This is a genomic window from Kitasatospora sp. NPDC058170, assembly GCF_042883905.1.
GTDB lineage: Bacteria > Actinomycetota > Actinomycetes > Streptomycetales > Streptomycetaceae > Kitasatospora.
Map to the genome: position 1 here is coordinate 89,438 of NZ_JBHVUV010000006.1, position 23,228 is coordinate 112,665.

General features: G+C 74.2%; 18 protein-coding genes. 11 read left to right on the forward strand and 7 right to left on the reverse strand.

Translation table 11 applies throughout. From position 1 onward, the window contains the following. Window positions 1–13 precede the first annotated feature (13 nt). On the reverse strand, window positions 14–3,181 hold the full coding sequence (locus ACFVVX_RS09055; RefSeq protein ID WP_387943068.1) for an amino acid adenylation domain-containing protein: 3,168 nt from the start codon (window positions 3,179–3,181) through the stop codon (window positions 14–16). A 381-nt stretch (window positions 3,182–3,562) separates the two neighbouring features. Next, the gene (locus ACFVVX_RS09060; protein WP_387943070.1) at window positions 3,563–4,624 is read right to left on the reverse strand and encodes an ATP-dependent DNA ligase; all 1,062 of its coding nucleotides are present in this window, start codon (window positions 4,622–4,624) and stop codon (window positions 3,563–3,565) included. Window positions 4,625–4,705: 81 nt separating this feature from the next. Between ACFVVX_RS09060 and ligD the strand changes: the two genes are divergently transcribed. Genes ligD through ACFVVX_RS09075 form a run of 3 tightly spaced genes read left to right on the forward strand, consistent with a single transcriptional unit; the run spans window position 4,706 to window position 7,336 of the window. Beyond that, window positions 4,706–5,713 (forward strand): non-homologous end-joining DNA ligase, encoded by a 1,008-nt coding sequence (ligD, locus tag ACFVVX_RS09065; RefSeq protein ID WP_387943072.1) that lies wholly within the window; start codon window positions 4,706–4,708, stop codon window positions 5,711–5,713. 52 nt (window positions 5,714–5,765) lie between these two features. Then, entirely contained in the window at window positions 5,766–6,416 is a 651-nt protein-coding gene (locus tag ACFVVX_RS09070; protein ID WP_387943074.1) for a GNAT family N-acetyltransferase, read from the forward strand. Continuing rightward, window positions 6,413–7,336 (forward strand): aminoglycoside phosphotransferase family protein, encoded by a 924-nt coding sequence (locus ACFVVX_RS09075; RefSeq protein WP_387943076.1) that lies wholly within the window; start codon window positions 6,413–6,415, stop codon window positions 7,334–7,336. Before ACFVVX_RS09070 ends, ACFVVX_RS09075 begins: the two co-directional genes overlap by 4 nt. Before the next feature lie 38 nt (window positions 7,337–7,374). On the opposite strand, the gene ACFVVX_RS09080 is transcribed toward ACFVVX_RS09075, so the two are convergent. Next, on the reverse strand, window positions 7,375–8,571 hold the full coding sequence (locus tag ACFVVX_RS09080; protein ID WP_387943078.1) for an 8-amino-7-oxononanoate synthase: 1,197 nt from the start codon (window positions 8,569–8,571) through the stop codon (window positions 7,375–7,377). Window positions 8,572–8,929: 358 nt separating this feature from the next. Here ACFVVX_RS09080 and ACFVVX_RS09085 point away from each other — a divergent pair, with 358 nt between their 5' ends. The 3 genes from ACFVVX_RS09085 (at window position 8,930) to ACFVVX_RS09095 (ending at window position 13,334) form a co-directional block, all read left to right on the forward strand. Next, the gene (locus ACFVVX_RS09085; RefSeq protein WP_387943080.1) at window positions 8,930–9,250 is read left to right on the forward strand and encodes a hypothetical protein; all 321 of its coding nucleotides are present in this window, start codon (window positions 8,930–8,932) and stop codon (window positions 9,248–9,250) included. Between the two features lie 25 nt (window positions 9,251–9,275). Beyond that, on the forward strand, window positions 9,276–10,745 hold the full coding sequence (locus ACFVVX_RS09090; protein WP_387943082.1) for a hypothetical protein: 1,470 nt from the start codon (window positions 9,276–9,278) through the stop codon (window positions 10,743–10,745). Between the two features lie 96 nt (window positions 10,746–10,841). Then, a complete protein-coding gene (locus tag ACFVVX_RS09095; RefSeq protein WP_387943389.1) occupies window positions 10,842–13,334 on the forward strand; it encodes a DEAD/DEAH box helicase in 2,493 nt (830 codons plus the stop codon). A gap of 172 nt (window positions 13,335–13,506) precedes the next feature. On the opposite strand, the gene ACFVVX_RS09100 is transcribed toward ACFVVX_RS09095, so the two are convergent. Then, window positions 13,507–14,331 (reverse strand): hypothetical protein, encoded by an 825-nt coding sequence (locus ACFVVX_RS09100; RefSeq protein ID WP_387943084.1) that lies wholly within the window; start codon window positions 14,329–14,331, stop codon window positions 13,507–13,509. 214 nt (window positions 14,332–14,545) lie between these two features. On the opposite strand from ACFVVX_RS09100, the gene bioB reads away from it, so the two are divergent. Genes bioB through bioD form a run of 3 tightly spaced genes read left to right on the forward strand, consistent with a single transcriptional unit; the run spans window position 14,546 to window position 17,860 of the window. Next, window positions 14,546–15,805, forward strand: coding sequence for a biotin synthase BioB (gene bioB, locus ACFVVX_RS09105; RefSeq protein WP_387943086.1), 1,260 nt, complete (start codon window positions 14,546–14,548; stop codon window positions 15,803–15,805). 19 nt (window positions 15,806–15,824) lie between these two features. Further along, on the forward strand, window positions 15,825–17,126 hold the full coding sequence (locus ACFVVX_RS09110; RefSeq protein WP_387943088.1) for an adenosylmethionine--8-amino-7-oxononanoate transaminase: 1,302 nt from the start codon (window positions 15,825–15,827) through the stop codon (window positions 17,124–17,126). Beyond that, entirely contained in the window at window positions 17,123–17,860 is a 738-nt protein-coding gene (gene bioD / locus ACFVVX_RS09115; RefSeq protein ID WP_387943090.1) for a dethiobiotin synthase, read from the forward strand. The genes ACFVVX_RS09110 and bioD overlap by 4 nt, the downstream gene beginning before the upstream one ends. A gap of 152 nt (window positions 17,861–18,012) precedes the next feature. Here bioD and ACFVVX_RS09120 read toward each other — a convergent pair whose 3' ends face one another. After that, window positions 18,013–18,597 (reverse strand): hypothetical protein, encoded by a 585-nt coding sequence (locus tag ACFVVX_RS09120; RefSeq protein ID WP_387943092.1) that lies wholly within the window; start codon window positions 18,595–18,597, stop codon window positions 18,013–18,015. 334 nt (window positions 18,598–18,931) lie between these two features. Here ACFVVX_RS09120 and ACFVVX_RS09125 point away from each other — a divergent pair, with 334 nt between their 5' ends. Both ACFVVX_RS09125 and ACFVVX_RS09130 read left to right on the forward strand, forming a co-directional pair. Further along, complete coding sequence (locus tag ACFVVX_RS09125; RefSeq protein WP_387943094.1) at window positions 18,932–20,323, forward strand: NtaA/DmoA family FMN-dependent monooxygenase; 1,392 nt, start codon at window positions 18,932–18,934, stop codon at window positions 20,321–20,323. After that, on the forward strand, window positions 20,320–21,531 hold the full coding sequence (locus ACFVVX_RS09130; RefSeq protein ID WP_387943096.1) for an LLM class flavin-dependent oxidoreductase: 1,212 nt from the start codon (window positions 20,320–20,322) through the stop codon (window positions 21,529–21,531). Before ACFVVX_RS09125 ends, ACFVVX_RS09130 begins: the two co-directional genes overlap by 4 nt. Before the next feature lie 93 nt (window positions 21,532–21,624). Here the strand turns inward: ACFVVX_RS09130 and ACFVVX_RS09135 are convergent, their stop codons facing one another. Continuing rightward, complete coding sequence (locus ACFVVX_RS09135; protein WP_387943098.1) at window positions 21,625–22,062, reverse strand: GNAT family N-acetyltransferase; 438 nt, start codon at window positions 22,060–22,062, stop codon at window positions 21,625–21,627. Window positions 22,063–22,147: 85 nt separating this feature from the next. Continuing rightward, window positions 22,148–22,726 (reverse strand): class I SAM-dependent methyltransferase, encoded by a 579-nt coding sequence (locus ACFVVX_RS09140; protein ID WP_387943100.1) that lies wholly within the window; start codon window positions 22,724–22,726, stop codon window positions 22,148–22,150. Window positions 22,727–23,228 lie beyond the last annotated feature (502 nt).

Below are 23,228 nucleotides of genomic sequence, written 5' to 3' on the forward strand. Positions count from 1 at the left end.
ACCCGCCCCCGGGTCAGCGGCGCTCGCGGACGGCGGCGGCGATGCCGGCCGGGGTGGGGACATCGAAGAACACGTCGAAGTCGAGCTCCACACCGAGCGCGGTGCGGATCCGGGCGCTGATCTGGATGATCGTCAGCGAGTGCCCGCCGAGGTCGAAGAGGTCCTCGTCGGGGCCGATGTCGGGCAGGTCCAGCACCTCGGACCAGATCCGCCGCACGGTCTCGGTGACCTCGTCGGACGGACCCCCGGACGGACCCCCGGACTGAGCCTCGGCCGGTCCCCCGGCGGACGGAGCCCCGGCGGCCGGTCCGGTGGCGGGCGCCTCGCGCGGCGGGACGGGCAGGGCGCGGCGGTCGAGCTTGCCGTTCGGGGTGAGCGGCAGCCTCTCCAGGGTGAGGAAGCGCTGCGGCACCATCGCGCCGGGCAGCGTCCGCAGCAGGTGCTCGCGCAGCTCGGCCGGGGTGGGCGGCGCCACGCCGACGGGGACGACCAGGTAGCCCGCGAGGAACATCTCCCCGGCGGTCTCCTCGTGCGCGGCGACGGCGGCCTCGGTGACGGCCGGGTGCTCCAGCAGCGCCGACTCGATCTCGCCGAGCTCGATCCGGTGACCGCGGATCTTCACCTGCCCGTCCATCCGACCGTGGAACTCCAGCTCACCACCCGCCGTCCACGACACCAGATCCCCCGTGCGGTACAACCGCCCACCCGACGGACCGAACGGATCCTCCACGAAACGCTCCGCCGTCAGCTCCGGCCGCCCCAGATACCCCTCGGCCACACCGTCACCCCCCAGGAACAGCTCCCCCGCCACCCCCACCGGCAGCGGACGGCCCCACCCGTCCAGCACATACGCCCGCGTATTGGCGATCGGACGCCCGATCCCCACCGACACCGCGTCCACCGCCACCTCCCCACACGTGGACCACACCGTCGTCTCCGTCGGCCCGTACACGTTGAACAACCGCGCCGTCACCGCCCGCAACTCACGCGCCAGCGGCAACGCCAACGCCTCCCCGCCCACCAGCCCCACCACCGACGACAACACCCCAGCCCCGCCGGCCCCGGACCCGGCGGCCCCGGCCAGCACCACCCGCCACCCCGACGGCGTCGCCTGCACATGGGTCACCCCCTCCGCCGCGACCAACCCGCACAGCCCCGCACCGTCCACCGCCAGACCGTCCCCCGCCACCACCAACCGCCCACCCGTCACCAACGGCAGGAACAACTCCAGACCCGAGATGTCGAACGACAGCGACGTCAACCCCAACCACACACTCCCCGCACCACACCCCAACCGGTCCGCGAAGGACGTCAGCAGGTTCACCAACGCCCGGTGCCCGACCTCCACCCCCTTCGGCCGCCCCGTCGAACCCGAGGTGTACAGCACATAGGCCCGTTCGCCGGGGGCGGCGTTCACCGGGGCGCCGCCGCCCCGGGCGTCCGCGAGCCGCAGCACCGCCGGAGCGGCGGCCGCCACCCGCGGGGCGGGCTCGCGGTCGGCGAGCAGCAGGGTGGCACCGGAGTCGGCGAGGATGAAGGCCAGCCGCTCCTCGGGGTAGCCCGGGTCCAGCGGGAGGTAGCCGGCGCCGGTGGCGAGGACGGCGAGCAGGACGGCCGGCAGCTCGGCGGTGCGGTCGAGGTGGACGGCGACCAGGTCACCGCGGCGCACCCCGGCCGCGGCCAGGGCGGACGCCAGCTCGTCGACCCGGGCGAGGAGTTCGCGGTAGGTCAGCCGGCGCCCGCCGCCGGTCACCGCGACCGCCTCCGGTGCGGCGGCGGCCCGGTCGCGGACCAGGTCGAGGACGGTGCGGTCGGCCGGATAGGCGCGGGCCGTGTCGTTCCAGGCCTCGGTGACCAGGTGGTACTCGGCGGCGGTGAGCAGCGGCAGGTCCCGGAGCGGGGTGCCGGGCGCGGCGACGGCGGCGGCCAGCAGGGTCGCGAAGTGTCCGGCGATCCGGCCCGCGGCGTCCGCGGGGAGGACGGCCGGGTCGTGCTGCAGGGAGAACTCGACCCCCTCGGCGCCGTCGACCACCTGGAGGTGGAGCGTGTTGCGGGCGGCGCCGTTGAAGACCGCCCAGTCGACCCGTGCCGGGGTGTCGGCGAACCGCGGCTGCGGGCCGCGCCGCTGCCGGTAGCCCAGCGAGACGGGGGTCAGGCCGACGCGGGGGCCGAGCCCGGCGACCGCCGAGCCGAACGGCACCGTGCGGAAGGGGTATCCGCCGCGCAGTTCGGCGCGCACGGCGCGGGCGTGCTCGTCGAAGGCGGTGGCGTCGTCGAGGCCGGCGGGCGGGTGGACCGGCAGCTCGTTGACGAAAAGGCCGATCTCACCGGCCTGTTCGGGTCTGCGGGTGGAGAGGGGCACCGATACCGGCACGGCCTCGCCGCCGTACCGGCGCAGCAGTCCGTGCAGCGCGGCGAGCAGGAACTCGAAGACGGTGACGCCGGATCGCCGCGCCGCCGCTGCCAGCGCGGCGCGTTCGGCGCCGTCCAGCCGCCAGCCGACGGCCTCGCCCGGGCCTGCGGCGGTCGGCGTGCGGGAGGCCCCGGGCAGCACCGGTTCGGTGGCGGCGGCCCAGCGCGGGCCGTACCAGTCCGCGGCACGCCGCACGAGCTCCGGGTCGGGCGCGTCCGCCACCACCAGCGGTGCGGGGGGCTGTTCGGCCGGCTCGCCGGGCTCACCGCGCAGCGCGGCGCCGTACGCGGCCGCCAGGTCGGCGACCAGGACGTCCTTGGACTCGCCGTCGAACACCGCGTGGTGGGCCACCACCAGCAACTCGGCGTCGCCGCCGGGCCCCTGGTAGAGCGTCCAGCGCACCAGCGGGCCGCCGTCCGGGTCGAAGGGGCGGGCGGCCTCCTCCGCCAGTCGCTTCCGCAGGCCGGCCGGGTCGTCGCCGGTGGCGTCGACCACCTCCAACGCCGCGGTCCGGTCGGCCCGTTCCAGCAGCACCCGCCCGTCGCGCTCCACCAGCCGTGCCCCCAGTGCCCCGTGGCGCCGCGTCACCTCGACGACCGCGCGCGCCAGTGCCTCGGCGTCGACCCGGTCGAAGGAGATCCGCACCGGCAGGTGGAGGGCCTCGCGGGCCAGCCCCAGCCGCCCGGTCAGCCACATGCCGTGCTGGGCGGGCGAGGCCGGGCGGGCGGGGGCGTCCGGCGACGGGGACACGGGGAGGAGTTCGGGCATCTGCGGCTCGCTTAGGCAGTCGGAGAACGGTGCGGGGCACGCTCCCGGACGACGTCGACGGCGACCCGGGTTCACTGAAGGCACGGCCGCCGGGTGGTGTCCGGCCCGCCCCCGGGACCGGCCGATCGGCCGCTGCGGCCCGGTCCGCCCGGCATCTCAGGATCCCCCCTGATGCACCGGCGCGGATCCGATCTTCCCCCCGTGAAAGACCAATGGCCCAGACCTGCCGAGAGATTCGCATAGACCCCATGCCCCGTCAAGGGTTGTCCGCGCACCTCGGAGGGGGCGTCATGTACGCGCCCAGCCTGCACCGATGTCCGTCAGGGCGCACACCGAGCGCCCGTGGCACAGGCCTTGATCACCCGTGGGACCGACGGTTCGTCAACCACCCAGGACCTGCGCCAGGTCGTACGAGACCGGCTCCTCCAACTGCTCGTAGGTGCAGCTCTCCGGTGTCCGGTCAAGTCGCCAACGGCGGAACTGCGCGGTGTGCCGGAAGCGCGTGCCCTCCATGTGGTCGTACGCCACCTCGACCACCCGCTCGGGCCGCAGCGGCACCCAGGAGAGGTCCTTGCCGCCGGTCCAGCGGCTCTGCGCGCCGGGCAGCCGGGCGTCTGCGTGCGCCTGTTCGTCCGCCCAGGCACCCCAGGGGTGGCCGGAGGCGTCGGGCATCCGCAGCGGCGCCAGCTCCTCGACCAGCTCCCGGCGGCGGGCCATCGGGAAGGCCGCGCAGACCCCGACGTGCTGGAGCCGCCCCTGCGCGTCGTTGATGCCGAGCAGCAGCGAGCCGACCACCGGGCCGCTCTTGTGCTCGCGGTAGCCCGCCACCACGCAGTCCGCGGTGCGCTCGTGCTTGATCTTGAACATGGTCCGCTCGCCCGGCCGGTACGGCTGGTCCAGCGGTTTGGCGACCACCCCGTCCAGTCCGGCGCCCTCGTACCGGGCGAACCAGGTCTGCGCCAGCTCGCGGTCGGTGGAGGCGGGCGCGATGAACACCGGGTCGGCGGCGTTCGCGAGCGCCGCCTCCAGGGCCGGGCGGCGTACCGACAGCGGCTCCTCGACCAGCTGGTCCGCGCCGAGCGCGAGCAGGTCGAAGGCCACGAAGGAGGCCGGCGTCCGCTCGGCCAGCAGCTTCACCCGGCTGGCCGCCGGGTGGATCCGCTCCAGCAGCTCCTCGAAGCGCAGCCGCCCCTCCCGGGCGATCACCACCTCGCCGTCCAGCACGCAGCGCGGCGGCAGCTCCCGCCGGAAGGCCTCCACCAGCTCGGGGAAGTACCTGGTCAGCGGCTTGCCGGTGCGGCTGCCGAGCTCGATCTCGTCCCCGTCGCGGAAGACGATCGCCCGGAAGCCGTCCCATTTGGCCTCGTACTGCATTCCCGGCGGGATCTTCGCGACCGACTTGGCGAGCATCGGCGCGACCGGCGGCATCACGGGCAGGTCCATGGTCCCGATCCTCACGCGGGCGGCCCGGTACCGCACGGCGAAATAGCGCGCGGCGGGCGGAGCGCGCCTAGCGTGAGGGGCATGGGCTCAGCCGTGGAACTGGATGTCGCCGGACGCACCGTCCGGCTGTCGAACCCGGACAAGGTGTACTACCCCGAACGGGGCTTCACCAAGCTGGACGTCGCGCAGTACTACCTGGCGGTCGCCGAGGGGGTGCTGCGCGGCCTGCGCGACCGGCCGACCACGCTGCAGCGCTTCCCGGACGGCGTGGAGGGCGAGTTCTTCTACCAGAAGCGCGCGCCCAAGGGCCTGCCGGAGTGGCTGCCGACGGCCCGGATCGCCTTCCCGAGCGGGCGCTCCGCCGACGAGATCTGCCCGACCGAACCGGCGGCCGTGCTGTGGGCGGCCAACCTGGGCTGTCTGACCTTCCACCCGTGGCCCGTCCGGCGCAGTGACACCGAGCACGTCGACGAGCTGCGGATCGACCTCGACCCGCAGCCCGGCACCGACTTCCACGACGCCGTCCGGGCCGCGCACGAGCTGCGCGCGGTGCTGGAGGAGTACGGGCTGCGCGGCTGGCCGAAGTCCTCGGGCGGACGCGGCCTGCACGTGTACGTGCCGCTGGAACCGGAGTGGACCTTCACCGACGCCCGGCACGCGGTGATCGCGCTCGGCCGGGTCCTGGAGCAGCGGATGCCCGGACAGGTAACCACCGCGTGGTGGAAGGAGGAGCGCGGCGAGCGGATCTTCGTGGACTACAACCAGATGGCGCGGGACCGCACCATCGCCTCCGCGTACTCGCTGCGCGCCCGGCCGCGGGCCACCGCCTCGGCGCCGCTGCGCTGGGAGGAGCTCGACGACGCGGCGCCGGAGGACTTCGACCTGCGGACGCTGCCCGCCCGGTTCGCCGAGCTCGGCGACCTGCAGGCTGAGATGGACGACCAGGCGTTCCGGCTGGAGGGGCTGCTGGAGCTGTACGAGCGGCAGACCCGTGACGAGGGCCACGGCGAGCTCCCCTATCCGCCGGACCACCCCAAGGCGGTCGGCGAACCACCCCGCGTCCAGCCGAGCCGGGCCCGCAAACAGTGATCTTGTACGCTGGCGCTCCGCGAGGGGACCGGTACAAGGGGGGCACGACACAGTGGGCGAGCGCGCGTTGCGGGAGATCCTGGACGATGCGGCGGGCGGGGTGTTCCCGCCGTCGGACGGTTCGGTGACGGTGGTGCGCCCGGCGTCGCCGCGCGAGACCGGGGTGATGTCGTTCTCGGCGCACGCGGTGGTCTTCACGGACGAGGACCCGGCCTGGGTGCGGGCCACCCTGGCGGCCGTGCCGAGCGACCCGCTGGCGGCGCCGCTCTGTCCGCCGTTCCTGACGGCGCTCGCCGAGCGCACCGGGCGGGTGGTCAACAACATCGACCTGGTGACGGTGGCCGACCGGCTGCCCGGCGATCCGCCGGTGCCGCTCGAGCCGATCGAGGACCGGGAGCACCCCCGGGTCGCCCGGGCCCTGCGCTACCGGGACGACGTGCGGGTGTTCGCCGCCGACGGCGCGGTCCTGGTGCTCGGCCGCGGGGTGGCCGGGCGGTGGGAGTGCGCGATCGAGGTCGAGCCGCCGGCCCGCGGCCGGGGTCTGGGGCGGGCGCTCGCGCTCAGCGCCCGGCACCTGGTGCCGGAGGGCGGGTGGATCTGGTCGCAGCAGGCGCCCGGCAACGCGACCAGCGTCCGGGCGTTCCAGGCGGCCGGCTTCCGCCCGGTGGGCGCGGAGGCGCTGCTGGTGGTGGGGCGGCCGTGAGCACCGGGCCGGACACCGCGACCGGTGCCGCCGCGGGCAGCGCAGCGGGCGCCGGGGTGACAGCCGTCCCGGCCGAGGTGCGGGCCCGGTTCGCCGTCCGCTTCGGCCCGGCCGCCGAGGCCTGGTGCGAGGCGCTGCCCGCGCTGGTGGAGCGGCTGGCCCGGCGCTGGGAGCTGACCGTGCAGGCGGCCGGCGGGGGTGGGACGGCCCGGGTGTTCCGCTGCGAGCGGTCGGCGGACGGCGCCCGGGTCTGGCTGAAGCTGACGCCCGACGGGCAGGTCGCCGCGCACGAGGCGGCGGCGCTGCGGGCCTGGTTGGGGCTGGCGGAGGTGGTCCGGCTGCTGGACCACGACGCCGACGCGGCGGCGCTCCTGCTGGCGGACGTCCGTCCGGGGCGGACGCTGCGCGAGCGGCCGTGGGAGGCGGCGGAGGTCGCCGGGGTGCTGTCGGCGCTGCGCTCCACCCCGGTGGACGGCGTCGGCCTGCCCCCGCTGCGGGAGCGCGTCGACTTCCTCTTCGACCTCACCGAGCGCCGGGCCCCCGGCGTCGTCCCGCCCGAGGCCAGGGCCTTCGCCCTGGAGCTGGCCGACTCCGGGCCGCTCGCCCTGGTGCACGGCGACCTGCACCCCGGCAACGTCCTGGACGGTCCGGCCGGACCGGTGGCGATCGACCCGCGCCCCACCCTCGGCGACCCCGACTTCGACCTGGTCGACTGGGCCGTCGAGGGCGTCACCGACCGGGCCGGACTGGAGCGGCGGATCGCCGACCTGACCGCCCTGGTGCCGGGATCCGATCCCGAGCGCGTGCTCGGCTGGTGCCGCGCCACGGCGGCGATCGTCGCCGCCCCGCGCGCCGCGGCGGGCCGCCGTGACCCGGGGACGGTCTTCCTGCTGGACCTGGCCGGGCTGCCGACGCCGTAGGGGCCGGTACGGGGCTGACGCTGGGACTGGGGCTGGAGTTACCCGACGGGCGCCGTCGCCGCGATGATCCGCACCGCGTCGGCGATCTGGGCGTCCGTCAGATCGCCGCGAGCGGTCAGCCGCAGGCGCGAGACGCCGTCCGGGACGGACGGCGGGCGGAAGCAGCCGACCGCGAGTCCGGCCCGGCGGCAGTCGGCGGCCCAGGCGACGGCGGCCTCGGGGCCGGGGGCGCGGACCGAGACGACCGCCGCGTCCGGGCTGGAGGCCTGCAGGCCCGCCGCGGTGAGCCGGGCGGCGAGGGAACGGGCGACCGCGCGGGCCCGCTCGGCGCGCTGCGGTTCGGCGCGCAGCAGGCGCAGCGCGCCGAGCGCGGCGCCGGCCGCGGCCGGGGCGAGGCCGGTGTCGAAGATGAAGGTGCGGGCCGTCTCGGTGAGATGGCGGATGACCCGGCGCGGGCCGAGCACCGCCCCGCCCTGGGAGCCGAGCGACTTGGACAGGGTGACGGTGGCGACGGTGTCCGGCTCCCCCGCGAGGCCGGCCGCGGCCAGGGCGCCGGCGCCGCCGGGGCCGAGCACGCCGAGCCCGTGGGCGTCGTCGACCAGCAGCGCCGCGCCGTGTGCGCGGGCGGCTGCGGAGAGCTCGGGCAGCCGGGCGGCGTTGCCGTCGACGGAGAAGACGGAGTCGGTGACCACCAGCGCCCGGCGGTGGCTGCGCCCGGCGAGGACGGCGCGGACGGCGTCCGGGTCGCTGTGCGGGGCGCGGTGGACGTCGCTGCGGGAGAGCCGGCAGCCGTCGATCAGCGAGGCGTGGTTGTAGGCGTCCGAGACGATCAGGGTGTCCGGGTCGGTGAGCGCGGTGAGCGCGGCCAGGTTGGCGGTGTACCCGGAGGAGAACACCAGCGCCGCCTCCACCCCGCAGAACTCGGCCAGTTCGGCCTCCAGTTCGGTGTGCAGTGCGGTGGTTCCGGTGACCAGCCGGGAGCCGGTGGCGCCGCCGCCCCAGCGCAGCGCCGCATCGGCGGCGGCCCGGGTGACGGCGGGGTGGCGGGTGAGCCCGAGGTAGTCGTTGCCCGCGAGGTCCGTCACCGGGTCCTCGGCGGGGCGGCTGCGCAGCGTCCGGGTGAGGCCGGCTCCCGCGCGCAGCTCGGCCGCCTCGTCGAGCCAGTCGAAGACGGCGGCCGGAGCGGGGGCCGCCTGGGCGGCTGCGGACGGTTCGGGCGCGGTGCGGTGGGCCATGAGCGGCACTCTGGCACGCCGGGCGCGGGGCGGGCAATGTGCGACGCGGCACACACTCGAACCGGCATTCACAGATGCTTAACCTGAAAGTCGCCTGGAAATCCCTGTTGATTCACTTCAATTGCCAGCATTCTGCAAAGAACCTAAAGGTTCTCCCAAGGATTTTCAGCCATCTGTTCGACCCCGATACGCTCCCCCAGCGATCCGGGCATGGGGGGAAACGCAGATGGCAGACCTTGAATTCGAACGCCGAATGAATCCCTGGCTTTTCGACAGCTAGGGCAACCTGACCGACGCCGCGAAGAAACAGTTCCCGGACCTGGCCGCGGCAGCGGCCGGCACCACCGCCCCGGTCACGGTGCCGGCGGCCACCGGCAGGCAGACCGTCAAGGCCAACCCCGGCATGATCCGGCAGGCCGGGAACAACGCCGCCGCACTCCAGACCTCCGTCCGCACCGAGTGCGGCCGGCCGTGGGAGCACGTCAACAGCGCGGTCTCCTCACTGATGGGGTTCAGCCTCTGCGCCGGCCTCAACAACGCGTGGAGCGTGTGGTCCGACCAGACCCACACGCTGGAACAGGCGATCGGCACGATCAGCCAGAACCTGCACACCACCGCGCAGAACTACGAGGCCACCGAGGCCGCGATCCACAGCCAGTTCGCACAGCAGCACGACTGAGGACCCGGGGGAAGTACTTACCGCCATGGTGACGTTCAGCCAGCTCCAGCACATCGACCTCGCAAGCCTCAACTCGGCGGCCGCCGACTTCGAGACCATGGTCCGCTCCTGGGACCTCTCGACCAAGATGCAGAACGAGGTCATCGGCCCCGTCCAGCAGTCCGGCTGGCACGGCCCCAGCTCCGAGCCCGCCCTCGCCTCCCTCACCCGGACCCGCGACCAGATCCACGCCGCGTTCGAGGAGGCCTCGGCCATCGCACGCACCCTGCGCGAGGCGCACGACGAGTTCGCGGCCGCCAAGAAGGACCTCCAGACGGCCGTCCAGCACGCGACCGGCAAGGGCCTCACCGTCGACGGCGAGGGCGGCGTGCACTGGCCGCCCGCCACCGACCCCGCGGACAAGAAGGACCCCGACTACGCCAAGGGCCAGCAGTCCAACGCCCAGGCCACGGCCGACGAGATCGGCAAGGCCCCCGACCGCGCCCTGGAAGCGGCGGCCACCGGCCGGGCGTATGACGACGAGAAGGGCGAGCTGCCGCCGCACACCAAGGAGATGGGCGCCGTCATGCAGCAGACCGTCCACAAGTTCGGTGACAAGGACGCGGCCGGCCTGCTGTACGGGGACGACGCGTTGTTCGGCGAGCTCAACGGCCGCCTCGCCCACATGACCGGCGCCTACATGGGCGACGTCCAGCACGCCGTCGACGGCTCGACCACCAGGCTCCCGGTCTCCGGTGTCCCCACCGAGCTCGGCAAGGAGGACGTGCAGCGGCTCGTCATCACGCTCGGCCGCAACCCCGACGCGTACGCCTCGATCGCCACCGCCCAGCAGGCCTACACCACCGCCGCGATCGACGACGTGATCGCCCACCGAGCCGATCACGGCGACCTGACCGCGGCCATCCAGAACGTCTCCCGGCCGGGCGGGGAGATCACCGGTCTTCTCACCAGTGCCATGGTCGACGAGGTCTACAACAAGCACGCCGCCACCGACGCCGAGTACAACGAGGCCGTCGACTCGAAGCGGGAGTGGGCGGGCACCATCTGGGAGACGACCGGGGGCAAGGCGCTGGAGGAGCGAGCGCCCGTCGCCGGCCCCATGGTCAACGAAGTCGTCAATCAGATCATGGACGGCGTCGCCGACAGCTACCACGTGGACCACAGCGCCGCGAGCAACGAGGCGCTGGAAACATTCAACAAGGCCGTCGCCGGCGCCCAGGGCTCGGTCGAGGACGCCGTTCGCGACGCCGCCGGCCGCTCGACTTCGGCCCCGGAACCGCGGCCGTCATCACTGACGACTCCAACGTCCAGCTGGTCTACCGCTGCGCCGCCGACGGTACGGACACGCGGCCGGTCCGCCAGGTGCTGGTCAGCGGTGGTCCGGTGTCCGGTGACGGCTACACCCCGGAGGTCCGGGCGGCCCACGTCGACCTGGCTCAGCGCCTCGCCTCGGCCGCGATCGACGCCGAGGGCTGCCGCTCCGGCGTACGGGTGACCTCCCCGCCCGCCGTTCCGGCCCGGTGACCGGCCCCGGGCTTTGCCCGGGGCGGCGGCGAGCAGGCAAGATAGCCGGGTGAACCTCCTAGACCTGATGCCGAAGCCCGCCACTCCCGACGCGCTGTACGAGACGTTCGCCGCCTGGGCGGAGGAGCGCGGGATCACGCTGTACCCGGCTCAGGAGGAGGCGCTGATCGAGCTGGTGTCGGGGAACAACGTCATCCTGGCGACGCCGACCGGCTCCGGGAAGAGCCTGGTGGCGGCGGGGGCGCACTTCGCCGCGCTCGCCGAGGGCAAGCGGACCTTCTACACCGCGCCGATCAAGGCGCTGGTCTCGGAGAAGTTCTTCGACCTCTGCAAGATGTTCGGCACCGAGCAGGTCGGCATGATGACCGGCGACGCGAGCGTCAACCCGACCGCGCCGATCATCTGCTGCACCGCCGAGGTGCTGGCGCAGATCGCGCTGCACGACGGGCCCAGGGCCGACATCGGCCAGGTGGTCATGGACGAGTTCCACTTCTACGCGGAGCCGGACCGCGGCTGGGCGTGGCAGATCCCGCTGCTGGAGCTCCCGCAGGCGCAGTTCCTGCTGATGTCCGCGACCCTCGGCGACGTCCGCCGCTTCGAGGAGGACCTCACCCGCCGCACCGGCCGGCCCACCACCGTGGTCCGCTCGGCCACCCGGCCGGTCCCGCTGTTCTACGAGTACCGCCGCACCACCCTCCACGACACCCTGGAGGAGCTGCTGAAGACGGGTCAGGCGCCCGTCTACGTCGTGCACTTCACGCAGAAGGAGGCGGTGGAGCGGGCGCAGTCGCTGATGAGCATCAACATGTGCTCGAAGGCGGAGAAGGACGCCATCGCCGACCTGATCGGCAACTTCCGCTTCACCACCAAGTTCGGCCGCAACCTGTCCCGTTACGTGCGCCACGGCATCGGCGTGCACCACGCCGGCATGCTGCCCAAGTACCGCCGGCTGGTCGAACGGCTCGCGCAGGCAGGCCTGTTGAAGGTGATCTGCGGGACGGACACGCTCGGCGTCGGCGTCAACGTGCCGATCCGCACGGTGCTGTTCACCGCGCTCTCCAAGTACGACGGTGTGCGGGTGCGGGTGCTGCGCGCCCGCGAGTTCCACCAGATCGCGGGCCGCGCGGGCCGCGCCGGGTTCGACACCGTCGGACAGGTGGTCGCGCAGGCACCCGAGCACGTGATCGAGAACGACCGGGCGGTCGCCAAGGCCGGCGACGACCCGAAGAAGAAGCGCAAGGTCGTCCGGAAGAAGGCCCCCGAGGGGTTCGTCGGCTGGACCGAGGAGACCTTCGACCGGCTGATCGGCGCCGACCCCGAGCCGCTGGTCTCCCGCTTCAAGGTGACCCACGCGATGCTGCTGGCGGTCATCGGCCGCCCGGGCAACGCCTTCGAGGCGATGCGCAAGCTGCTCACCGACAACCACGAGGACCGCGCCTCCCAGCGCCGGCACATCCGCTCCACCATCGCGATCTACCGCTCGCTGCTGGAGGGCGGCATCGTGGAGCGGCTGCCGGAGCCCGACGCCGAGGGCCGGATCGTCCGTCTCACCCTGGACCTCCAGGAGAACTTCGCGCTGAACCAGCCGCTCTCCACCTTCGCACTGGCCGCCTTCGAGCTGCTCGACCCGACCTCGCCCTCGTACGCGATGGACGTGGTCTCCGTGGTCGAGGCGACCCTCGACGACCCGCGCCAGATCCTCGCCTCGCAGCAGAACAAGGAGCGCGGCGAGGCCATCGGCGAGATGAAGCGTGACGGCGTCGAGTACGAGGAGCGGATGGAGCGGCTCCAGGACATCACCTACCCGAAGCCGCTGGAGGAGCTGCTCACCCACGCCTACGAGGTGTACCGCCGGGCGCACCCGTGGATCGGCGACCACGAGCTGCGTCCGAAGTCCGTCGTCCGCGACCTGTACGAGCGGGCGATGACCTTCACCGACTACGTCGGCCACTACGACCTGGCCCGCACCGAGGGCATCGTCCTGCGCTACCTGGCCGGTGCGTACAAGGCGCTGGAGCAGACCGTCCCCGAGGACATCAAGACCGACGACCTCAAGGACGTCATCGCATGGCTCGGCGAGCTGGTCCGCCAGGTCGACTCCAGCCTGCTGGACGAGTGGGAGCAGCTGGCCAACCCGACCGAGCCGCAGGCGGCCGAGGTCACCCTGGACGACAAGCCGGCGCCGGTGACGGCCAACGCCCGGGCGTTCCGGGTGCTGGTGCGCAACGAGATGTTCCGCCGGGTGGAGCTGGCCGCGCTGGAGCACTACGACGCGCTGGCCCTGCTGGACGGCGAGTACGGCTGGGACGCGGACCGCTGGGCGGACGCGATGGACGGGTACTGGGACGAGTACGACGACCTCGGCACCGGCCCGAACGCGCGCGGCCCGAAGATGCTGCTGATCGAGGAGGAGGACTCCTCCTGGAAGGTCCGGCAGATCTTCGACGACCCGGAGGGCGACCACGACTGGGGCATCAGCGCCGAGGTCGACCTGTACGGGTCGGACGAGGAGGGCCGCGCGGTGCTGCGGGTCACCGCGGTGGACCGGCTGGACGGCTGAGCCGCCCTCGGCCGGGGGTCCGTGACACACGGGCCCCCGGCCGAGCCGTTTCCGGACCTTCCCGGACCGAACCGGACCTGCCCGGACCGGGTCGGACGGGGTCAGACCGGGTCGGGTCGGGCCCGGAGCACGGCGGCCCCGGACCGGACCCGGACCCGGACCGGACCCGGCGTCACATCCAGATGAACGGCGCGCCCGCCGCGTACGAGATCGCGCGGGTGGCCTCCTCCAGCATCTGCTCCGAACCGGCGGGCGCGGTGGTCGGCGGCACGCTGAGCGGGGTCGCCCCGGTCGCGGTCGCGGCGGGCGTGGCGGCGGCGGTGTGGGCGTCGGCGAGCCGCGAGCTGGCGACGGTCACGTAGAAGCGGACGGCCTCGACCCTCGGCTCCGACCCGGTCCTGGCGCCGCCGGCCGGCTGGGCGGGGGCGGTGTTGGCGTCCGGGAGGATGAAGGCCAGGGCACCCGGCTTGGCCTGCAGGGCCTGCGCCGCCTTCGCGGCGGACGCCTCGTCACCGAACCGCAGCACGGTGACACTGCTCAGCACCGGCTTGTCCTGGCCGGTGAAGCTGACGGTGAGGTAGCCCTGGCAGCCGCTGTCGCGCAGCGGGTCCTGGGTGCGGTCCTGGAGCGCCTCGGCGCAGTTCTGGCCCTGGCGGACGCCGGAGCGCTTGCCCTTGTAGGCGCCGACCTCGACCGGCCGCTGGGCCGGGAAGTACACGTCGACGTTGAGGCCCTCGGGGTCGGTCACGGTCCGTGGCGGCGGGCTGCCGACCACCGGCGGCGTCTTGGTCGCCTCCTTGCTGGACGGACCGAGGCCGGGTATGAAGTCGCCGGGCGTGGGCCGGGTGATGATCCAGCCTCCGGCCGCCACGACGCCCACCACGACGATCCAGCCCACGGCTCGGCGGGCGCTGAGTCTCCTGGCCCGGTACGCCCCGGCCGGCTGTTCGGTCCCGTGGTCTCCCGGTGACGGGGTGCGCTCCCCCTGCGTGGTCATGGCGCAGATTCTAAGCAGTGCGCGGGTGGTGGAGATCACTGGGGATGGCCGTTGGCGATCAGTCGTACTACCCGCCGGTAACCACCATGGACACGGACGTGACCTGCACCACTACCGTGAGCTGTGGAGCTGTGACAACTCGCACATCCTCCCGGGGATCTTCTGGTGGGTTTCCTCTGGCGTCGGCCGACGGCCAGCAGGCAGGATCGAGCCCATGGATCTGCTCGATACCCTCACCGCCAAGGGCCTGCGCGGGGACGTCCCCACCCGGGAAGAAGCCCTGGCCGTCCTCGCCACCACCGACGACGAGCTGCTGGACGTGGTCGCGGCCGCCGGGCGGGTGCGCCGGCAGTGGTTCGGCCGCCGGGTCAAGCTCAACTACCTCGTGAACCTGAAGAGCGGGCTCTGCCCGGAGGACTGCTCGTACTGTTCGCAGCGCCTGGGCTCGAAGGCCGAGATCCTCAAGTACACCTGGCTGAAGCCGGACCAGGCCGCCGACGCGGCCCGCGCCGGGGTCTCCGGCGGCGCCAAGCGGGTCTGCCTGGTGGCCAGCGGCCGCGGTCCGACGGACCGTGACATCGACCGGGTGACCGACACCATCGCCGCCATCAAGGACGCCGACCCGGCGGTCGAGATCTGCGCCTGCCTCGGGCTGCTCTCCGACAACCAGGCGGAGCGGCTGAAGGCGGCCGGCGCCGACGCCTACAACCACAACCTGAACACCTCCGAGGGCACCTACGGCGGCATCACCACCACCCACACCTACGCGGACCGGGTGGACACCGTGCAGAAGGCGCACGGCGCCGGCCTGTCGGCCTGCTCGGGCCTGATCGCGGGCATGGGCGAGACCGACGAGGACCTGGTCGACGTGGTCTTCGCGCTGCGCGAGCTGGGCTCCGACTCGGTGCCGGTGAACTTCCTGATCCCGTTCGAGGGCACCCCGCTGGCCAAGGAGTGGAACCTCACCCCGCAGCGCTGCCTGCGCATCCTGGCGATGGTCCGCTTCGTCTGCCCGGACGTCGAGGTGCGGATCGCGGGCGGCCGCGAGGTCCACCTGCGCTCGATGCAGCCGCTGGGCCTGCACATCGCCAACTCGATCTTCCTCGGCGACTACCTGACCAGCGAGGGCCAGGCCGGCCAGGCCGACCTCGACATGATCAAGGACGCCGGCTTCGAGGTGGAGGGCGCCGGCGAGGCGACCCTGCCGCGCCACCGCTCCGACGTGGCCGCCGCGGGCGACTCCTGCGGGACGGGCGGCGGCTGCGGCCCCTGCGGCGGGCACGGCGCCACGACCGGGGCTGCGGCCACCGGCTGCGGGACGACCGCGGAGGTGACCTCCGAGGTGACCGCGGACGAGGCCGCCGACGCGACCGCCGACGCGACCGCCGCCGAGGGTACCGGGGACGGGCTGCGCAGCGACCTGGTCCGGGTCCGCCGTCGCGGGGCCGGCACCGAGCTGGCACCCAACGCCTGACCACCCGGGGGAATCCATCATGGCTCAGCTGTCCGCAGACACCCTGCTCGCCCTCGACCGGGCCCACGTCTGGCATCCGTACGGGCCGATGCCCGGCACCGTCACCCCGTACGTGGTCGAGTCCGCGTCCGGAGTGCGGCTCCGGCTCGCCCGGCCCGTCGCGGGGCACCGGGAACTGGTCGACGGGATGTCGTCCTGGTGGGCGGCCATCCACGGCTACCGGCACCCGGTGCTGGACGAGGCGGTACGCGACCAGCTGGGCCGGATGAGCCATGTGATGTTCGGCGGGCTCACCCACGAGCCCGCCGTCCGGCTGGCCACCCGGCTGGTGGAGATCACGCCGGAACCGCTCCAGCACGTCTTCCTGGCCGACTCCGGGTCGGTGGCCGTCGAGGTCGCGATGAAGATGTGCCTGCAGTACTGGCAGTCCACCGGCCGCCCGGAGAAGCGCCGGCTGCTCACCTGGCGCGGCGGCTACCACGGGGACACCTTCCACCCGATGTCGGTCTGCGACCCGCAGGGCGGCATGCACCACCTGTGGGGCGGCGTGCTGCCCGACCAGCTCTTCGCACCGCAGCCGCCGGCCGGCTTCGACGCGCCGCTGGACGCCGAGTACGCGGCCCGCTTCGAGGAGCTGGTGGAGCGTCACGCCGACGAGCTGGCGGCCGTGATCGTCGAGCCCGTGGTGCAGGGCGCGGGCGGGATGCAGTTCCACTCCCCCGCCTACCTGCGGATGCTGCGCGACCTGTGCGACCGGCACGGGGTGCTGCTCGTGTTCGACGAGATCGCCACCGGCTTCGGGCGCAGCGGCGCGCTGTTCGCGGCGGACCACGCCGGGGTCTCACCGGACGTGATGTGCCTGGGCAAGGCGCTGACCGGCGGCTACCTGACGCTGGCCGCGGCGCTGTGCACCGGTGAGATCGCGGACGGGATCAGCCGGGGCGAGATGCCGGTGCTGGCGCACGGGCCAACGTTCATGGGCAACCCGCTGGCCGCGGCCGTCGCCAACGCCTCCCTCGACCTGCTGCTCGGGCAGGACTGGGAGGTCGAGGTGAAGCGGGTCGGCGCCGGGCTCCGGGAGGGCCTGGCGGGAGCCGCCGAGCTGCCGGGGGTCAAGGACGTGCGGGTCCAGGGCGCGATCGGCGTGGTGCAGTTGGACCACCCGGTGGACGTCCCGGCCGCCACCGAGGCGGCAGCGCGGGAGGGCGTCTGGCTGCGGCCGTTCCGCGATCTGATCTACACCATGCCGCCCTATGTGACGGGCGACGAGGACGTGGCCCGGATCGGCGCCGCCGTGACCGCCGCGGCGGTGGCCGGATGAGCGCGCGAATCCTGTTCGTCACCGGCACGGGCACCGAGGTCGGCAAGACCGTCGCCACGGCGGCGGTCGCCTCGGCCGCGCTGCAGGGCGGCCTGCGGGTCGCCGTGCTGAAGCCGGGCCAGACGGGCGTCACCCCGGACGAGCGGGGCGACGCGGACGAGGTGGCCCGGCTGGCCGGCGCCCCGCTGACGACCCGCGAACTCGCCCGCTACCCCGAGCCCTTGGCGCCGGACACCGCTGCCCGGCGGGCGGGCCGGCCGACCGTCTCGCCCGCCGGGGTGGCCCGGGCCGTCGCCGAGCTCGCCACCGGGCACGACCTCGTCCTGGTCGAGGGCGCCGGGGGCCTGCTGGTCCGCTACGACGACGAGGGCCACACCCTCGCCGACCAGGCGCGGGCCGTGCTGGACCTCGGTCTGCCGGCCCAGGTGCTGCTGGTCGCGACGGCGGGCCTCGGCACGCTCAACACCACGGCGCTGACCGCGGAGGCGCTGACTGCCCGCGGGCTGGAGCTGCTCGGCGTGGTCATCGGCGCCTGGCCCGACTCCCCCGGTCTGGCCGACCGCTGCAACCTCGCCGACCTCCCCCGCTCGGCGGGCGCGCCGCTGCTCGGCGCGCTCCCCTCGGGGGCGGCCGCGGCATCCGGCTTCCCCGCGCTGGCGCTCGGCTCGCTGGCCCCGGCGCTGGGCGGCCGGTGGGACGCGGCGGAGTTCGCCCGGGCGCAGCGGCCGCAGTAGGCCGGGCCGAACCGCTCGTGCCGGATCGGCGTGCGGCGTCGGGGTGCGTACCCCGGCGCTGCGTGCCGGGCGGGAGTGGCCAGAGGTGGCCAAGGGCCGCCGGGGATCCGTCAGCCCTTGATCGCCACTCCTTGGCTGTCAGTCCTTGACCGTCAGTCCTTGACCGTCGGGCCGGTCCGGCCGAGGACGAGTTCGACGTTCGCCTTCTCGGCCTTGGGTGCGGAGATCCGCATCGTGGTGTAGCCGCCGCCGGCCAGGCCGCCGAGCGTCACCGTGGCGGGGTAGGCGGCCACGCCGCCGGCCGCGGTCTTCTGCCACAGCCGGCCCGTGCCGGTCGCGGCCAGCCCGCCCCAGTCCTTCCAGGTCAGTCCGTCCAACTGCCCGGTGCCGGCGCCGCATCCCACGGAGATGGACCTCGGCTCCGAGAGCTGCTGCCCCGTGCAGTCGTAGATCACGGGGACGGGCTCGGCCGACGCCGACGGCTCCACCGGGGCGGACGCGGACGGCGCGACGGGCGGGGGCGCCGACTGTGGCGCGGAGGACGCCGGGGTGGAGGGCGCTTGGGTGGAGGGCGCTGCCGCAGTGGTGGGCGCCGCGGTGGTGGGCGGTACCGGTGCCGCTGTGGTCCCGGTGCTGCTGCAGCCGGTGGCCGCGAGCAGCAGCGCGAGGACGCCCGCCGCGAGGCCGGCCGTACCGCTGCGCCGCGCCGACGTCGTACCCGTGGCGTGGTCTGTCATGGTCCCCCCGCTGGCCGTGGTCCTCGGTCCGCACCCGAAGAAGTCCGCCCAGGGTACCCGCCCGCCCCGACAGCGCGGTCGGCGCACCCCTCTGACTCGCCTGATGATCAACGAAGTTGACCTGACGTCATCGACTGCCGCGGGAAGCTCGGAGCACGGCCTCGACGAGGCGCCGGCACCCACCGCCCCCGCGCGCGGCGGCCGGTGATCGCAACCCCTCCCGCGCCCCCCGCATGCCCCTCGCGTGACCCCCGGACAACCCTGTCGGGCGCGGCGTTTCCGCCCGTGAACAGTTGATTGCATCCGTTGCCCCCCGCCTGCGGCCGTGCACAGGATGGGCGGGTCCTCACCTCGGACTCCCAGGAGGCGATCAACCGTCGTGCCCGGTAAGCAGATCCACCTCGCCGCGTTCTTTCCCGGGATCGGGAACACCACCGTGTGGTCCGATCCCGAGGCCCGCAGCCAGATCGACTTCGAGTCCTTCCTCCGCTTCGCGCAGACGGCCGAGCGGGGGAAGTTCGACTTCTTCTTCCTCGCGGAGGGGCTTCGACTGCGCGAGCACAAGGGGGAGGTCTACGACCTCGACGTGGTCGGGCGGCCGGAGTCCCTGACCCTGCTGAGCGCGCTGGCCGCCGTGACCACACGCCTCGGGCTCGCCGCCACCGTCAACTCGACGTTCAACGAACCGTACGAGGTAGCCAGGCGGCTGGCCGCGCTGGACCACCTGAGCGAGGGCCGGGCGGCGTGGAACGTGGTGACCAGCTTCGACGAGTTCACCGGCGAGAACTTCCGCCGCGGCGGGTTCCTCGCGGAGTCCGACCGGTACACCAGGGCTGCCGAATTCCTGCTGACCGCACGGGAGTTGTGGGACAGCTGGGCGGCGGACGACGTCCTGGCGGACCAGTCCGCGGGGCGGTTCGTCCGGGCCGGGGCGGGCGGCTTCGCCCACCGGGGGCAGCACTTCGACATCGCGGGCCGGTTCAACACCCCGCGCCCGCCGCAGGGCCACCCGGTGATCATCCAGGCGGGCGAGTCCCCGGAGGGCCGGGAGTTCGCCGCCTCCGACGCGGACGTCATCTTCAGCCGGTACGCCAGGCTCGCCGAGGCCCGGGAGTTCTACCGGGACGTCAAGGGCCGGCTCGCCGCGTACGGCCGTTCGCCGGAGGATCTGAAGATCCTGCCGGCCGTCACCTACGTCGTCGGCGACACCACCGAGGAGGCGCACGAGCGCGCCGCCGAGATCCGCCGCGCCCAGGTCGGACCGGAGACCGCGATCGCCTATCTGGAGGCGGTCTGGGGCCGGGACCTGTCCTCCTACGACCCGGACGGGCCGCTGCCCGACGTCGATCCGGATCCGGACAGCCTGCTGCTCAAGGGCCACGCCCTGTTCCGCACCGACCGGGCGGCGACGGCCCGGCAGTGGCGGGAGCTCGCCGAGGAACGCGGGCTGAGCCTGCGGGAGCTGGTCACCGAGGTCACCGGACGGCAGACCTTCATCGGAACACCCCGCGAAGTCGCCGACGCCATGGACGAGTTCGTGCAGAGCGACGGCTCCGACGGCTTCGTCATCGCCCCGCACCTGATCCCCGGCGGGCTGGACGACCTGGTCGACCGGGTCGTGCCGCTGCTCCAGGAGAAGGGCGTCTACCGCACCGACTACACCGGCACGACCCTCCGCGACCACCTCGGCCTGACCGCCGCCCGGAAGGAGGCCCCGGCCTCATGAGCCAGCAGCCCCTACACCTCGCCGTCGCCCTGGACGGCGCCGGCTGGCACCCCGCCGCCTGGCGCGCGGACGGCGCCCGACCGGGCGAGCTGTTCACCGCCGGCTACTGGGCCGAGCTGGTCACCGAGGCCGAGCGCGGCCTGCTCGACTTCGTCACCTTCGAGGACGCCCTGGCCCTGCAGTTCGCCGACCTCACCGGACCGGACGACCGGACCGACCAGGTCCGGGGCCGGCTGGACGCCGTCCTGGTGGCGAGCCGGGTGGCGCCACTGACCTCGCGGATCGGACTCGTCCCGACCACCAACGTCACCCACACCGAGCCGTTCCACCTCTCCACCGGCATCGCCACCCTCGACTTCACCAGCCGGGGCCGGGCCGGCTGGCGCCCGCAGCTCTCCGCCCGCGCCGAGGACGCCGCACACTTCGGGCGCCGCGAGACCCCGCAGCTCACCCGGGACGACGTCCGCGACTCCGAGCTCATCGCCAAGCGCCTGCGCCCGCTCTTCGACGAGGCCGCCGACGTGGTCGAGGTGGTACGGCGGCTCTGGGACAGCTGGGAGGACGACGCGGAGATCCGCGACGCCGCCACCGGCCGGTTCATCGACCGCGCCCGGCTCCACCCGATCGACTTCACCGGTGAGCACTTCAGCGTCCGCGGCCCGTCCATCACCCCGCGCCCGCCGCAGGGCCAGCCGCTGGTCGCCGTCCTCGCGCACGCCGGGATCCCCTACGAACTCGCCGCGAAGGGCGCCGACCTGGTCTTCGTGACACCGCACTCCCGCGCGGGCGCGGCGGCCGTCCTGGCCGAGGTCGCCGCGGCCCGGGCCGCCGTCGGCCGACCCGCCGACCTGCCCCTGCGGGCCTTCGCCGACCTGCTGGTCTTCCTGGACGAGCGGCCCGGCGCCGCCGCCCGGCGCAAGGAGCGGCTGGACGAACTGGACGGCCCACCGCTCGCCTCCGACGCGGAGGTGTTCACCGGTACGCCGTCCGAACTCGCCGACCTGCTGCTCGACTGGCAGGCGGCCGGCCTGGACGGGTTCCGCCTGCGACCGGGCGAGCTGCCGCACGACCTGACCGCCGTCACCCGGGCGCTGGTCCCGGAACTGCGACGCCGCGGCGCCTTCCGGGAGGCCTACACGGCGGACACCCTCCGCGGCCACCTCGGCCTCCCCCGCCCCGCCTGCCGCTATGCGGCACCCCGGGCGTAGGGTCCGCCCGTCCGGTGCCTCGCGCCGGACGGCGCCTCGCACCGGAGCACCAGGCCGCCCGGGCCAGGCACCCCGCGCGTCAGGTCCCGCCCCTCACGCGGACAACGGCTTGACCCAGCGGGTCCACGCCGGCTGCGGCCCGTAGCCGGCCGCCGTCCAGGTGCGCTGCCCGAGCGGGTTGTCGTCGAGCACCATGGCGTCCGCACGGCGCCCGCCGAGTGCGGCGAAGCGGGCCTCGGCGGCCGCCAGCAGGGCGGCGCCGATGCCCTGCCGGCGGTGGTCCGGGTCGACGGCGAGCCGGTAGAGGTGGCAGCGCCAGCCGTCCCACCCCGCGATGACGGTACCGAGGAGGGCCTCCCCCGCACCGGCCCTGGTCGCGACGATCAGGCATTCCGGATCCCGGGCGAGCAGCGCGGCCACGCCGTCGGCGTCGTCCGTGATGCTGGTGCCCTTGGCGGCCCGGGCCCAGAGGGCGAGCACGGCGGGGATCTCGTCGGGGGTGGCGGGGCGCAGCGCGATGTCGTCGGTCATGCGGGCGTGTCTACCAGGGCGGTGCGCCCGGCGGCCGGGAATTCCACGGTCCGGGACGACCGGCCGGCCCGGCCCCCGGGGCCCCTCAGCCCTCCCGACGGGCGAGCTCCCAGACGGTGGTGGCCTTGACGGCGGCGTCCTCCAGGTCCGCGACGACCGGTACCTGATAGACGGCCAGCGCCGTGAACCGCTCGCGCGGCAGGTACGCCCGCCCCGGGTCGCCGACGATCACCACGGCCCCCCTGGCCTGGGCCCGCTCCAGGAACGGCAGGAACCGGGCGGCCATCTCCCGCTCGTAGAACACGTCCCCGGCCAGGACCACCTGGGCCGGCGCGCCGTCCCCGTCGAGCAGGTCCTCGACCGCCGCGTCGACCCGGACGCCGTTCTCCTCGGCGTTGACCGCGATGGCGGCCACCGCGAGCGGGTCGATCTCCGCGGCCCGGACGGCGGAGGCGCCCCGCAGGGCCGCCGCGATCCCGACCAGTCCGGAGCCGGCCGCCAGGTCGAGCACGGTCCGCCCGGCCACCACCTCCGGGTGGTCGAGCACATAGCGGGCGACGCCCATCCCCCCGGCCCAGGCGAACGCCCAGAACGGCGGCGGCAGGCCGATCTCGCCGCGGGCCGACTCCGTCGTCTCCCACAGGGCGATGGCGTCGTCGGCCATGTGGAGGCTGATCTCGGGGACGAAGGGAACGAGAGCCGGACGGGTCTCACTCCGGACAAAGCCTTGGTCCGACACAGCGCTTGCGCCCGGGTGAACCGCGCGCGTCTCGTTCAGCATGCCCGCAGCATAGAGCCCGTTCCGTCCCACCCGGGCCACGGCCGGAGCGGGTGGGACGACCCGCCCAGGCCCGCCGCAGGACCGCCGTCGACCCACCGCGGGCCGCCCGCCGACCGCCCGCACGCCGCCTGCGGGCCCACCGTCGGGCGGCCGCCCGGCGATCCGGGCGGGCGGGATCACTCAGCGCCAGTCGATGCGTACCATTTCGATACCGAAGCCGGGATGAGCTGCGAAGATGCTCGCCCGCCGGGCCCGGGCCCGGGTAGCATCCGGCACATGCCCTCCGGCCTTGGCGCAGGCGGCCCAGCGCTGTCGTGCCCGCGTTCGGGGCGGCGGATTCTCGCGGACCATTCGGTGGATACCGCGCACTCGGCACCGCGCGCCA